The organism is Anabaena sp. EIM26 (assembly GCF_057568715.1).
This window is the reverse complement of sequence record NZ_CM172472.1, coordinates 4474612-4487079: the sequence shown is the minus strand read 5'-3', so window position 1 is coordinate 4487079 and position 12468 is coordinate 4474612. Positions and strand designations below refer to the sequence as shown.

At 39.1% G+C, this 12468-nt stretch carries 15 protein-coding genes; 7 read left to right on the top strand and 8 right to left on the bottom strand.

The window, feature by feature from the left end:
* Positions 1-77: 77 nt before the first annotated feature.
* Positions 78-527 carry an NUDIX hydrolase gene (locus AC012T_RS19390; protein ID WP_487060365.1) on the bottom strand — a complete coding sequence of 150 codons (450 nt, stop codon included), beginning with the start codon at positions 525-527 and terminating at the stop codon, positions 78-80.
* Positions 528-631: 104 nt separating this feature from the next.
* Entirely contained in the window at positions 632-1057 is a 426-nt protein-coding gene (locus AC012T_RS19385) for a hypothetical protein (protein ID WP_487060364.1), read from the bottom strand.
* A 340-nt stretch (positions 1058-1397) separates the two neighbouring features.
* Between AC012T_RS19385 and folD the strand changes: the two genes are divergently transcribed.
* From folD to AC012T_RS19370, 3 genes are all read left to right on the top strand, one after another.
* A complete protein-coding gene (folD, locus tag AC012T_RS19380) occupies positions 1398-2276 on the top strand; it encodes a bifunctional methylenetetrahydrofolate dehydrogenase/methenyltetrahydrofolate cyclohydrolase FolD (protein WP_487060363.1) in 879 nt (292 codons plus the stop codon).
* A gap of 285 nt (positions 2277-2561) precedes the next feature.
* The gene (gene crtE / locus AC012T_RS19375; protein WP_487060362.1) at positions 2562-3491 is read left to right on the top strand and encodes a geranylgeranyl diphosphate synthase CrtE; all 930 of its coding nucleotides are present in this window, start codon (positions 2562-2564) and stop codon (positions 3489-3491) included.
* A gap of 154 nt (positions 3492-3645) precedes the next feature.
* Positions 3646-4101: a divergent PAP2 family protein gene (locus AC012T_RS19370; protein WP_487060361.1), complete on the top strand. Its 456-nt coding sequence runs from the start codon at positions 3646-3648 to the stop codon at positions 4099-4101.
* A gap of 111 nt (positions 4102-4212) precedes the next feature.
* On the opposite strand, the gene AC012T_RS19365 is transcribed toward AC012T_RS19370, so the two are convergent.
* The 5 genes from AC012T_RS19365 to AC012T_RS19345 form a co-directional block, all read right to left on the bottom strand.
* On the bottom strand, positions 4213-4896 hold the full coding sequence (locus tag AC012T_RS19365) for a hypothetical protein (protein WP_487060360.1): 684 nt from the start codon (positions 4894-4896) through the stop codon (positions 4213-4215).
* Positions 4897-5370: 474 nt separating this feature from the next.
* Complete coding sequence (locus AC012T_RS19360) at positions 5371-5700, bottom strand: MgPME-cyclase complex family protein (RefSeq protein ID WP_487060359.1); 330 nt, start codon at positions 5698-5700, stop codon at positions 5371-5373.
* 64 nt (positions 5701-5764) lie between these two features.
* The gene (locus AC012T_RS19355) at positions 5765-6484 is read right to left on the bottom strand and encodes a SnoaL-like polyketide cyclase (protein ID WP_487060358.1); all 720 of its coding nucleotides are present in this window, start codon (positions 6482-6484) and stop codon (positions 5765-5767) included.
* Positions 6485-6588: 104 nt separating this feature from the next.
* Complete coding sequence (locus AC012T_RS19350) at positions 6589-7311, bottom strand: pyridoxine 5'-phosphate synthase (RefSeq protein WP_487060357.1); 723 nt, start codon at positions 7309-7311, stop codon at positions 6589-6591.
* 312 nt (positions 7312-7623) lie between these two features.
* Entirely contained in the window at positions 7624-8406 is a 783-nt protein-coding gene (locus AC012T_RS19345; protein ID WP_487060356.1) for an ABC transporter permease, read from the bottom strand.
* Positions 8407-8534: 128 nt separating this feature from the next.
* Between AC012T_RS19345 and AC012T_RS19340 the strand changes: the two genes are divergently transcribed.
* From AC012T_RS19340 to AC012T_RS19330, 3 genes are all read left to right on the top strand, one after another.
* Positions 8535-9128: a DedA family protein gene (locus tag AC012T_RS19340; RefSeq protein ID WP_487060355.1), complete on the top strand. Its 594-nt coding sequence runs from the start codon at positions 8535-8537 to the stop codon at positions 9126-9128.
* 109 nt (positions 9129-9237) lie between these two features.
* A complete protein-coding gene (locus AC012T_RS19335) occupies positions 9238-9861 on the top strand; it encodes an exopolysaccharide biosynthesis protein (protein WP_487060354.1) in 624 nt (207 codons plus the stop codon).
* Positions 9862-9913: 52 nt separating this feature from the next.
* Positions 9914-10486: a hypothetical protein gene (locus tag AC012T_RS19330; protein WP_487060353.1), complete on the top strand. Its 573-nt coding sequence runs from the start codon at positions 9914-9916 to the stop codon at positions 10484-10486.
* On the opposite strand, the gene AC012T_RS19325 is transcribed toward AC012T_RS19330, so the two are convergent.
* Positions 10464-10682 (bottom strand): hypothetical protein, encoded by a 219-nt coding sequence (locus AC012T_RS19325; RefSeq protein ID WP_487060352.1) that lies wholly within the window; start codon positions 10680-10682, stop codon positions 10464-10466. The genes AC012T_RS19330 and AC012T_RS19325 overlap by 23 nt on opposite strands.
* A 31-nt stretch (positions 10683-10713) precedes the next feature.
* Here AC012T_RS19325 and AC012T_RS19320 point away from each other — a divergent pair, with 31 nt between their 5' ends.
* Positions 10714-12438: an ABC transporter ATP-binding protein gene (locus tag AC012T_RS19320; protein WP_487060351.1), complete on the top strand. Its 1725-nt coding sequence runs from the start codon at positions 10714-10716 to the stop codon at positions 12436-12438.
* Positions 12439-12468 lie beyond the last annotated feature (30 nt).

Below are 12468 nucleotides of genomic sequence, written 5' to 3'. Positions count from 1 at the left end.
CTAATTCCACTATATTCATAAGTTTTGCATTGTCAAATATCTACTTATAATTTTGCAATTACTAAGATAGAAAATTTTCATTTTTGATCAATAAAGTCCATCATAATTTTTTGATGGATATTGCTTAAAGGTCTGACTTCATTTGCTATAGCTGAATAACAATCACCTCGACGGATATCTTCTGGGGTTAATAATCCCATGTCCCAACCTTCATTTAAAACTAATTGATCTAATTCCACTAATAATGGTGCTTGAAAAACATGACGAATAACTCTCTCGTCAGGATAAATTCCAAATTTGCTAAAAGATGGTAACTCGTAACCAATTTCTTCAATTACTTCGCGCACGAGTGCTATTTCTGCTGTTTCACCAGGTTCTAAATGTCCTCCAAAGAATCCCCAGCAACCAGCAGCGGCGATAGTGGGGATATTGTCGCGTAGTTGCATGAGATATTTGTCGTTTTGGTAGAGAATTACGATAGCTACGCTCGCCGCAGGCATCGCTACTTGTGGTATTTGATTATTCATAAATTTCTAAATGGGGTAAAGTTATTTGTGTTTTATCTATGTGGAATTACGTATTTTTATGGTTTTGGTAGAGAATATTTATCCCTACCTGTTCATTTTCACTGTTATTCTTCTTCTAAATAAATCTCACCGTACTCTTGACCAGCTAAAGGAATACTTTTGTATTTTACTTTACCCTTCAACACTACATCTTGTCCCACTTGGAAATTTTTTTGATTAGTCACAACCCATATTTTGCCTGTTGAGTCAGCTATTTGATATATTTGCTGCTTAACTAAAGGAGCGTGTTTTTCTACTTTGCCTTGGATGTAAACTGTAGTAGTGCGGTTGTTTTGTGCTGGTTTAATTGCTTGAATCGGTGTAACGTTAGCGCCAATTCTCAGATTATTTAAGTTCAATTGACCAGGCTTTCCGTTACTACAACTACAAAGTCCTAGTACCAGAAAAACGGTTAATCCTTGGTAAAAAGATTTCATAGAAGTAAGTTTTGCTTGTTGCCAAAAAGCAAGCGATTGAGAGAATTTTTGCATGAATTCTGACCTTGTTACCAGTTTTCTCAAGTTTCCATTCATACCAAGTTGTGCTGATTACAGGAAATGGACAGAACTACTGTTTTTAATTTATCCTTTTCTTCCAGGACTTACGCAAATTGCACATTGGTAAGGTGCTTCAGACTGCATAAATCTAGTAAATAAACAGATTTTTGATATCTGACGCACTCTACAATAGATTTTTGCTGTGACACTCGGTTTTAGTCCTATCTTCTTTATCCTTCAGTTAACGCAGCTAATCTGAGAAAATAGTCATTAGTCATTAGTTATTGGTCATTTGAGATAATCTCCCCCAGTCCCCAATCCCCAAGTAAATTTTATGGAAACACAAACTGCCAAAATGCTTGATGGTAAGGCATTAGCTGCTAAAATTCATCAAGAATTGGCTGCTACGATCGCACAATTACAACCCAAAATTGGCCGACCTCCTGGTTTAGCAGTGTTGATGGTAGGGGACAATCCCGCATCAGCAGCTTATGTAAGTAATAAAGAAAAAGCCTGTACTAAAGTGGGTATTGCCTCTTTTGGTAAGCATTTTCCTGCCGCAACTACCTTAACAGAGCTAGAGGAAGTAATTAGAGAACTTAACCAAGATGAACGGGTAGATGGGATTTTGGTACAGTTGCCTTTACCTAATCATTTAGACTCAATTGCACTATTACATCAAATTGCACCCGATAAAGACGCAGATGGACTACACCCGGTGAACTTAGGACGACTGGTGCGGGGTGAGTCGGGTTTACGCAGTTGCACCCCCGCTGGTGTGATGCGACTGCTAGAAGAATATAAAATTCCTTTGGTGGGAAAACAAGCAGTAGTAGTAGGACGTAGTATTTTAGTGGGTAAGCCTATGGCCTTGATGCTATTAGAGGCTAATGCCACTGTCACCATAGCCCATTCGCGATCGCACGACTTAAAATCAATCACCCAAAATGCTGATATTCTCATTGCCGCAGCAGGTCTTCCCGGACTAATCACAGCTGAGATGGTGAAACCGGGTGCTGTTGTGGTAGATGTGGGAATAAATCGCGTCACTGATAGCAGTGGAAAAAGTCGTTTGGTCGGTGACATCGACTTTCAATCAACGGCTAAGGTTGCAGAATATATTACCCCAGTTCCCGGTGGTATCGGGCCAATGACAGTCGCTATGCTATTGCAAAATACAGTTTCTAGCTATTTACGCGCAACGGGTAATTAAAGTACCGAGTAACGAGTACCGAGTAACGAGTATGGAGTACCGAGTATGGAGTATGGAGTAATTAACGCTTTCCTGAACATTTTGACAGTTAAGCAGTAATAGTTCCTAACTGACTGTAACGATTTAAGATTTTTTTGCTCAAAACCCCTAGTTGGAATGGGGAAATCAAGCTAAAATCCAAAATCTAAAATCCAAAATAAAATCGCTATTGAGTGTTTCTGACCCAGCACACCGTAAAATCTTCATATATATCACAAGCAACCGAAAATTTTAGGACTTCTAGGAATGGTAGCAACGGATAACTTTCAGAAAAAATCAGAGGAAGCTAGGTTTAACCTCGCGTCCTATCTCAAAGAACGACAAAAGCTTTGCGATAATGCTTTAGATCAAGCTATTCCTGTCGTTTACCCAGAAAAGATTTATGAAGCCATGCGCTACTCCCTATTAGCAGGAGGTAAGCGTGTGCGTCCCATTCTTTGTCTTGCTACATCAGAAATGATTGGTGGCACAATAGAAATGGCTATGCCTACGGCTTGTGCAGTGGAAATGATCCACACCATGTCGTTGATTCATGATGATTTACCTGCAATGGATAATGACGATTACCGTCGCGGTAAGTTGACCAATCATAAGGTATACGGCGAAGATATTGCGATTTTGGCAGGGGATGGCTTATTAGCTTTAGCTTTTGAGTTTGTCGCCACCCAAACACCCCACAACGTGCCGAGAGAGCGAGCTTTACAAGTAATTGCTCGTTTGGGTAAGGCATTGGGTGCGGCTGGTTTAGTTGGTGGTCAAGTGGTAGATTTAGATTCAGAAGGTAAGTCAGATATTTCCCTGGAAACACTGAATTTTATTCATAACCACAAAACAGCCGCTTTATTAGAAGCTTGTGTTGTTTGCGGCGGAGTTATTGCTGGTGCATCTGCTGAAGATGTAGAAAAATTAACTCGTTATTCGCAAAATATTGGTCTGGCATTCCAAATCATTGATGATATTCTGGATATCACCTCTACCCAAGAACAACTAGGCAAAACCGCAGGTAAAGACCTAAAAGCCGAGAAAGTCACCTATCCCAGCCTGTGGGGAATTGACGAATCACGCGCCAAAGCCCAACAATTAGTTGAGTCAGCTTGTGCAGAATTAGCATCATTTGGAGACAAAGCCATACCTCTTCAAGCGATCGCTCATTATATAGTTAGTCGCAATCACTAACATCAAAACCTAAAAAGCAGAAGGCTTTAAATATATCCATCTATTTAACAATTTCTGCTGTGCTAGGCGGATTTGGCATTTTGGCTTACATAAAAAACTGTTCCTCAACACACAACCACTGCCCATATTTAACTAATTACCTAACCAAAACACCATGCAGGACATAGGCGACATTTTAAACAACAGAGTGCTGCTGGTTGCTCTTGTAGCTTGTTTTGTTGCTCAAGGATTAAAACTCATCTTTGAAGTCATCAAACATCGCAAAATAGATGTGCGTGTCTTAGTAACCACCGGAGGTATGCCCAGCGCCCATTCAGCTTTAGTAACAGCTTTAGCAGCTGGTGTCGGCCAAACTCTAGGTTGGGCATCTCCTGATTTCGCTGTAGCTGTGGTTTTTGCCATCATTGTCATGTACGACGCAGCTGGAGTGCGTCAAGCTGCCGGTAAACAAGCTCGCATACTCAATCAAATGATTGACGAATTATTTCATGAAAAACCAGACTTTAACCAAGGCCGTCTCAAGGAGTTACTTGGACATACACCAGTTCAAGTAATAGCTGGTGCTGTTTTGGGTATAGCTATTTATTGGTTATCTAGAGCGGCTTATTAGTTATTTAGTCAGACAATTTTGGATTTTAGATTTTGGATTGACCTCACATATAAATCTGGGGACTTGTACCATCAAGTAATCATTAGTCATTGATAAACTGTTAACTAAAAATTACTTGGAACTTACTACTGAACGCAGTAACATCACTTTTTTCCCATCTGCTAAGAGGGCAAAAAAACCACCCTCATTTAATTTTTCTAAGGTTTTGTATGCTTCTGTTTGATTGGTAGTATAAACAGCCAATAAATAAGGGCGTTGTCCATAAGAAACAAGACCCACATTACCCCCTACTGCTCTTTGCAAACTACTGGCCATTTCTGGACGATTGAAATAATCTACCAGTACAGCATAACCATCTCCTAATATTTTAGGATTATAGCTGACTCTTTGATTTGCTAACGGTGGGGAAGTAACTATTGCAGGTGCTGCAATCCTTGCAGGTGTTACTGTTGGTGCTGTGGGTCGAGTCGTGATAATAGCAGATAATCCCACAATATTGTTCACATATTTTGCCCAACGATTAGCATCATCAATCTTGTTGAACCCACCAATCCGCGTTACTGTTTCATTCAGATATTTACACGTAACAGGTTTCAAATCAGATGGTAAAGCACTGCGTAACTGTTGTTGACTACTAGTTGTAGGACTAACAACTAATAAAAGATACTCACCTGTATTAGGTGGTTGACAAATGGGAATAGTTGGTTGGGCTAAAACAGAATTAATACCACCAATAAAGGGAGCGATCGCTAATAATAAAGTACTTGGTAAAAAATCAAATTTGATCACAAACATTGGATACCTAATATTGTTTATTGTACAAGATGTATAAAACGTAAGAGGATGTTTTAAAACTCTAAGAAGCTATAGTTTTGTCATTCTGAGCGGAATGAAATGGAGCGAAGAATCTAGGGTTTCAGGCACATATCGAGATGCTTCACTCCGCTGCGCTGCATTCAGCATGACATTAAAAGACCCTTTTAAAACATCCTCTAAGGAGTCAGGAGACGCTACGCAGACCTGCGGTTCAGAATGTTTATGAAATGAAGAATAGAGAGAAGTGAGATTTTATCAACATCATCAAAGTTGACTAAAACAGCCTTTATTCTCCTGACTTGCAGTATTCTCTATCCTGAATACTTACTATAAAACTACTTTCTGTTTCCTTTAGATTTGCAGAGGAAGAGCAAAAAAACATCAATAAAGATAAATAAATCTTTATCATAACTCTCCTCTACCTCAGCAACTGATGAGAAAATTTATGGAAATTTATGACGCAGTTGTTAAAGATGCTAAAGGATCAGCAATTGTTTTAGAAGGAGCCGTAAATTCCCCGGTAATTACATACTCTAATCGCAATTTTAGCCAAGTAATAAATTGAGAATTAGTAGAAATAATTGCTACTGGAGGTTGAGGACACTTCGCTTTTATCTGTTTCATTTCCGGTGCTTCCAGAAAAGCCGGTTGCTTAACTAACCAAAAATCAATTTCTTTTTCTTGTTCGTGGTAGTTGCGAGTGCGTTCCTTCAAAACTTCGTGTATTGGTTCTTCTTCGAGTAGAAAGTGTTGACTAGCCAAAACGTAATAGTATGTTTGCATTTTCATCCTTTGGTTACTATTTAATAATTTATAGGGTACAGGAGGATTTCTGTACCCAAATCAGTTAACTTTTTTTGAATCCCTTAAACCAAGAACTAAAGGGACAACCACCACCCTTGTTTTCACTATTTGCTAGTTTGCCACCTGCTGTCAGTTTTTCTAAAAACAGGTTGTTGTCAAAATAGTGTTCCAAGGATATAACTTTTAAATCATCGGTGACACGAGCCACACTCATACCGATAATTTCCACTGTCTCCCCAGTTGGTGCAAAATCTTTGTAAGCACCCTGAAAATGTCCCCAGTGTCGCCACTTGAATGTAACATTAGGTGGGGCTGAATAAACTTCCAGCACTTCCCAAGGAAAACCTTGAGGAAATGTACTGTGAAAGATTTTAGCCGATGATTCAAAACTTTCTTCAGAAGCTTTGTAATGTTCGGAATCAGCCATAAATAGGTTATAAGTACCTTGGGCAGATAAATCGGCTGCTGTGTACTCTTGACCCCCATTAGTACTGGCTCGAAACTGATCATTAGCAATAGATAACCATTGCTGGGGGTTACTTTTGAAAGATACCTCCATTTCCAAGGTTCTCACTAAGTTCTGCACGATCGCTTCTAGTGTACCCTCTAAGTGATTACAGGTACTCTCTTTAGCTAGATTTTCTTTAGAACGGCTATAGTCTGGTGGTGTCTGATAGCGCCATTCAGCATGGGTACTGTATGCAATCACTGTATCCCGATCCTGTACCCAAAGCGGCAGGTTGTTAGACTGTGTGGAAGTCATAGAGGTCTGATTTTACAAATGTGACTTTACCTTGTTTCGGATTACGCAGCTAACACCCCTCGGAGGCAAAAGGCAGAGGGCAGGGGAGAAATATCAATTACCCATTACCCATTACCCAGTATGGCTTGTTTCATTTCTCGGACGGCTCTTTCTATTCCTACTAAGGCTGCCCGACTGATGATAGTATGACCAATGTTGAGTTCTTCCATACCTGGAAGCGCCGCTACGGGGTAGACATTCCAATATGTGAGTCCATGTCCGGCATTTACCCTCAAACCAGCTTTAATCGCTTGCTCGCAACCTTGCGCTAATAAAGCTAGTTCATGTTGGCGATTTGTTTCATCTTTAGCTTCAGCATATTGTCCTGTGTGGAGTTCAATAAACTTAGCTTGCACCTTAACTGAAGCTTCTATTTGTGCTGTTTCGGCATCAATAAACAAACTTACAGGAATGCCAGAACTTTGCAGTTTATCAACTATCTCACCTATTCTAGCAATTTGCCCGACAATATTCAAACCGCCTTCTGTGGTGACTTCTTCCCGTTTTTCGGGTACTAATGTTACATAATCGGGTTTGATGTCGAGAGCAATTCCTAACATTTCATCAGTTGCAGCCATTTCTAAATTGAGATGCGATCGCACTGTTTGTCTTAAAATTCTGACATCTCTATCTTGAATATGTCTTCTATCTTCCCGTAAATGTACGGTAATTCCATCTGCACCTGCTAATTCTGCCAACACCGCAGCCGCTACAGGGTCGGGTTCTACAGTCCGTCTAGCTTGGCGAATGGTTGCGATATGGTCAATATTTACACCGAGTGTAGGCACGCCTGTTTTCTCCCGATTTCACTATCTTCAGATGTTGATTTTACAGGAAATATCAACTGGGAGTGAATGAAGTTAGATTGTTATTTTTGGTCATATTATAAAGAAAGACAATTATCAAATATCAAAAATTGACCAATGATGCCTTAGCAGAAGTCGTATTTGCACAAGTGGAGAAAGCAAAAGCACAAGCAGCTAAATTGGCTGCTAGATTAAGAGAACTGGGTGAAAATCCAGATATGTTGTGATGTAGCTTTAATGTAGGTTGGGTTGACGCAAAGAAACCCAACATTTAACCTAATTCGTAATTTCTCACTAACTCGAAGCACTCGTATAAAAACGTAATGCAAACCGCCAAAACCAAGTAGAAATTGCAAATAACGTCACTGCTAATATTACTGCACCAAATAACCAAATTAATTGACTTTCACCTAACATTGCTTGAGCGGGAACTGTGGTTAAAAATGCCACTGGAACTACAAAGGTGAAGAAAACGCGATAAGCAGTTGGATAAGCTATAACTGGATATCTGCCAGCTTCTAATAAACCTCGTAATACTTCAGTCACATTGTATATTTTGACAAACCAAATTGTGGTAGATCCCAACATAAACCACAGACTATAAAGAATCACTAAACTGCAAAATAAAGGTAATATGCTGAGTAAATATTTGTCGATTCCTAAACCTAGATTTTTACCTGCATAGCCAATAATGATACAGCCAAAGATTAAATCTGGTAATCCCCACGGTGATAAAGTGTGAAGGGAAAGCCAAAACTGACTGCGGATAGGTTTTAATAATACAAAGTCTAATGTACCTTCCTGGACATGACGAACAATGCGGTTTAAGTTGGGAGCTAGGAGAGTGGCAGAAAAGCCTTGTAATAAGGTGAAAATTCCTAAAACTATTAAAGCTGCATCCCATGACCAGCCAGTAAAGGTGTAGCCTTGGCGGTAAAATAAGAATAGCCCAAACAAGCTACCTGCTAGATTGCCTATGCTGGTAAGGGCGGCTAAGATAAAATTAATGCGATATTCCATCTCTGCGGCAATAGCAGTAGTCCAAAATAACCGTAGTACTTTCAAATATCTTTGCATCTTGTTCGTATAAACTAATAGCTAGTAGATTCTAAAATAACTTTATATAATTTTAATATTATTTTTTATTTTCTGAAAATTTTGAACGTTAAGATGTTGGATGCAACTTTTTGAGTAGGTTATATTTTATGCATTTTAATTTACCAGAATTAGTTAAATCACTTGGTTACTTTGGGGTATGGGGAATTATTTTTGCTGAATCTGGCTTACTGATTGGTTTTTTTCTCCCTGGTGATAGTTTACTATTTACGGCAGGATTTGTCGCTTCTCAGCAGTTGCTGAATATTTGGGTGCTAATTTTTGGTGCGTTTGTTTGTGCCGTGTTCGGGGATAATGTGGGTTATTTTACTGGGCATAAATTTGGCAGAAAATTATTTGATAAAGAAGATTCTTGGTTATTTCATAAAAAACACATTACTAAAACTCAAGATTTTTATGAAAAGCATGGCAGAAAAACGATTGTTTTAGCAAGATTTATGCCAATTGTACGAACATTTGCCCCAATTGTAGCTGGTGTTGGTGCTATGCATTATCGCACGTTTATGTCTTACAATTTAATCGGTGGCTTTGCTTGGACATTTGGAATTACTCTGTTAGGTTTCTTTTTAGGTAAATCACTACCAGCAGAACAATTAGATAAATATCTATTACCAATAATAGGTTTAATTATTATTGTTTCTTTATTACCATCAATTATTCATGTAGTGAAAGAAAATAAATAGAGCCAATAAATAATGATGAAATCGGTTAATTAAAGTTTATGCTTTAAGGTAAGATTCTTTTTGATGTATAACCTGAACTGAATTGAATTGTAATAATTTCTGACAATATATGGCTAAACTTTCTAACGAATTACAACGCTATTTTTTTGAAGAAGAAAGACCTGAAAAAGTGACTTTGGCAGATATTTTGTTACTAGCTAAAGAAAGAATTTTTGGTTTCTTGCTGGTGATTTTATCTCTACCTTCAGCTTTACCAGTTCCTGCACCTGGTTATTCAACTCCTTTTGGGGTGCTGATTTTTCTGTTAGCTATACAGTTAATTGCAGGTGCAGAAACCCCTTGGCTACCGCAAAAGATGTTTAATCATCCTCTGCAACTATCTACTGTTCAGGGTTTTCTCAAAGCGGGACTGCCTTGGTTGCGTAGGATTGAAGCGATCGCACGTCCACGTCTATCCTATGTTTGTACCACCTTACCAGGTAGAATAACCATTGGTAGTGCGATCGCTCTTATGGCTATTTCAATGATGATTCCCATCCCTGGAACCAATACTCTACCAGCAATGGGCATTTTTGTAACGGCCTTTGGTTTATCAGAAGATGACGGTGCTATCAGTTTAGGCGGTTTAGTTCTATGTGTGATGGGAGCAATTTTAACTACCTCAATTCTGTTTGCTTTGATGTGGGGTGGTTCTAGTTTGTTAGATGTGATCAAAACTTGGTTAGGACGGTAAAATCATACTCCAGGAGAATGAACCCATCACCGCAGCAGTTGATAATTTTCTCATGACTTCCAACATTAATCTTGATTTATTCCTGGAAAATCTCTTTTTTTTCCTAGTAGCTACATCTTTTTTTGTCATTGTAGATGCTGCGTGGAAACACGCAAAACCTTACACTCTGCCAGAACCTTTGCCAGGATGGTTTAAAATCTGGTTTGGGACAATACAACTGGGGGGAATAGTCTTACCACTCATAGTCATGCTGTTGTGGGGTGTTCTCTGGGGATATACTTTAGTTTTAACCGTGCTGGGTTGGTATTTTGTGATGTTAGGGTTGCAAATACTTTCAGAAATCCTCACACTCAGACGTTTTCAAACCGTAGTTTGGGTAATTGTTCCTTACATATATTTGCCTTATCGGATTTGGCAATTGTCTGAGGGTTTAAATCTTTTGGGTTTGGAAACAGATTTACTGTGGGTACGAAACTTATTAGTTTTTGAGATTGTACTCTGGACTTTAAACTATGCCTTGGATGTAACACAGTTACCAAGGTTGTTGCGGTGGGAAGTGAGAGAGGGACAAGGATTAGAACAAGAAAAGAATACACCGTTGATTAACCTGACTCCTGACTCCTGACTCCTGACTCCTGACTCCGAACTCCGAACTCCTGACTCCTGACTCCTGACTCCGAATCCCGAACCCCGAACTCCTGACTCCTGACTCCTGACTCCTGACTCCTGACTCCGAACTCCTGACTCCTGACTCCTGACTCCGAATCCCGAACCCCGAACCCCGAACTCCGAACTCCGAACTCCTGATATGGTAACTTCAAACAAGGAAAATATTTTTTTGGAAGTTACGACTTGAAAACACGTTCTAATTATTGGTTACTGCTACCCTATATCCGCACCCAATGGGAAACCGTCGCTAAGGGATTTGTGGGTATTCTAGGATATGTATTGGCTACGTTAACGCTGATTAATATAGTGGGTAAATTGGCAGTTCCCTTTGGACAGGGTAATGTAGTAGCGATCGCTCAATTAACAGGAGTCTGTGCTTTAGTATTTCTTGTGCGTGGCTTTTTTCAGTCTATGCAAGATTTATACATGGCACGCGCAGCTTTAAGGATTGCTTTTAATCTCCGTCAACAAGTTTACACACACTTACAAAAGCTCAATCTCAGCTATTTTGAAACTGCAAAAGCTGGTGATTTATCTTACCGTCTCACTGAAGATGTTGACAGGGTTGGGGAGGTCATCAATAAGCTTTTTCATGATTTTGCACCTTGCGTTTTGCAGTTGTTAGCAATTCCCATTTACATGATTTACTTGAATTGGCAACTCACTTTGGCTACAGTGATAGTTGCTCCAATTATGGGAATTTTAATTGGTTGGTTTGGGGAACGTTTACGGAAATATTCGCTCAGAAGTCAAAATCGAGTTTCTGATTTATCTGCTATTCTCACAGAAGTATTCAGTGGTATTCGGTTAATTCAAGCTTTTGCAGCAGAAAACTATGAAATTGCAAGATTTAGCCATGAAGCAGAACGCAGTTTAAAAGCTAAATATTCAACAGAAAAATTAAAAGCAATTCAAATTCCCATTGTGGGATTTTTAGAAGCTTTGAGTGCTTTATCTTTGCTGATGGTGGGAACGTGGCAAATTTCTCAAAATAATTTAACGGTAGGAGCTTTTTTCAGTTATTTAGCAGCAGCAGCTTTGTTAATTGATCCTATCGGACATACTACTAATAACTATAACGAATTTAAACAAGGTGAGGCTTCAGTTGACCGAGTTTTTGAATTGTTAGCAATTCAACCGACGGTACTAGAAAAGCCAAATGCAATTAAGCTGCCAGCAGTAAATGGCAAAGTTGAATATCGTGATGTGACTTTTGCTTATAAAGCTGGTGAACCTGTATTAAATAATATTAGTTTATTGGTAAAGCCTGGTCAAGCGATCGCACTGGTGGGTGCTTCTGGTGCTGGTAAAACTACTTTTGTCAATCTTTTACCCCGTTTCTATGATCCTGAAGTGGGGACAATTTTTATAGATGGTGTAAATATTCGTGATGTGACTTTAAATAGTCTCAGGAAACAAATTGGCATAGTTCCCCAAGAAACTATCATGTTTTCGGGAACAATTGCCCAAAATATCGCTTTTGGACAAAAAGTTTATGACCTTAGCACAGTGGAAGACGCAGCAAAAATTGCTAATGCTCATCAATTTATTCAGCAACTACCAGAGGGTTATAATACATGGGTAGGTGAGCGTGGTGTGAATTTATCTGGTGGACAAAGACAGAGAATTGCGATCGCTCGTGCTGTACTGTTAAATCCGCAGATTTTGATATTGGATGAAGCGACATCTGCGTTAGACTCAGAATCAGAAGCCTTAGTACAGGAGGCTTTAGAAAGATTAATGAAAAACCGCACAGTGCTAATTATAGCTCACAGATTATCGACTGTTCGCAAGTGTGATCGCATTTTGGTTTTAGAAAAAGGACAAATAGTAGAATCAGGAAATCATGAAGAATTGTTAGCTTTAGAAGGGAGATATGCCCGGTATTATGCTCAACAGTTTAGTTAGAATTGAATCAGGTTAGAAAATCACCTGCAA

What these genes read in the sequence shown, in the direction of transcription:
- AC012T_RS19385 (WP_487060364.1), bottom strand. Translation starts at nt 1,057, where the DNA reads ATGCAAAAATTCTCTCAATCGCTTGCTTTTTGGCAACAAGCAAAACTT.
- crtE (WP_487060362.1), top strand. Translation starts at nt 2,562, where the DNA reads ATGGTAGCAACGGATAACTTTCAGAAAAAATCAGAGGAAGCTAGGTTT.
- AC012T_RS19340 (WP_487060355.1), top strand. Translation starts at nt 8,535, where the DNA reads ATGCATTTTAATTTACCAGAATTAGTTAAATCACTTGGTTACTTTGGG.
- AC012T_RS19365 (WP_487060360.1), bottom strand. Translation starts at nt 4,896, where the DNA reads ATGTTTGTGATCAAATTTGATTTTTTACCAAGTACTTTATTATTAGCG.
- AC012T_RS19345 (WP_487060356.1), bottom strand. Translation starts at nt 8,406, where the DNA reads ATGCAAAGATATTTGAAAGTACTACGGTTATTTTGGACTACTGCTATT.
- AC012T_RS19370 (WP_487060361.1), top strand. Translation starts at nt 3,646, where the DNA reads ATGCAGGACATAGGCGACATTTTAAACAACAGAGTGCTGCTGGTTGCT.
- AC012T_RS19335 (WP_487060354.1), top strand. Translation starts at nt 9,238, where the DNA reads ATGGCTAAACTTTCTAACGAATTACAACGCTATTTTTTTGAAGAAGAA.
- AC012T_RS19355 (WP_487060358.1), bottom strand. Translation starts at nt 6,484, where the DNA reads ATGACTTCCACACAGTCTAACAACCTGCCGCTTTGGGTACAGGATCGG.
- AC012T_RS19330 (WP_487060353.1), top strand. Translation starts at nt 9,914, where the DNA reads ATGACTTCCAACATTAATCTTGATTTATTCCTGGAAAATCTCTTTTTT.
- AC012T_RS19390 (WP_487060365.1), bottom strand. Translation starts at nt 527, where the DNA reads ATGAATAATCAAATACCACAAGTAGCGATGCCTGCGGCGAGCGTAGCT.
- AC012T_RS19360 (WP_487060359.1), bottom strand. Translation starts at nt 5,700, where the DNA reads ATGCAAACATACTATTACGTTTTGGCTAGTCAACACTTTCTACTCGAA.
- folD (WP_487060363.1), top strand. Translation starts at nt 1,398, where the DNA reads ATGGAAACACAAACTGCCAAAATGCTTGATGGTAAGGCATTAGCTGCT.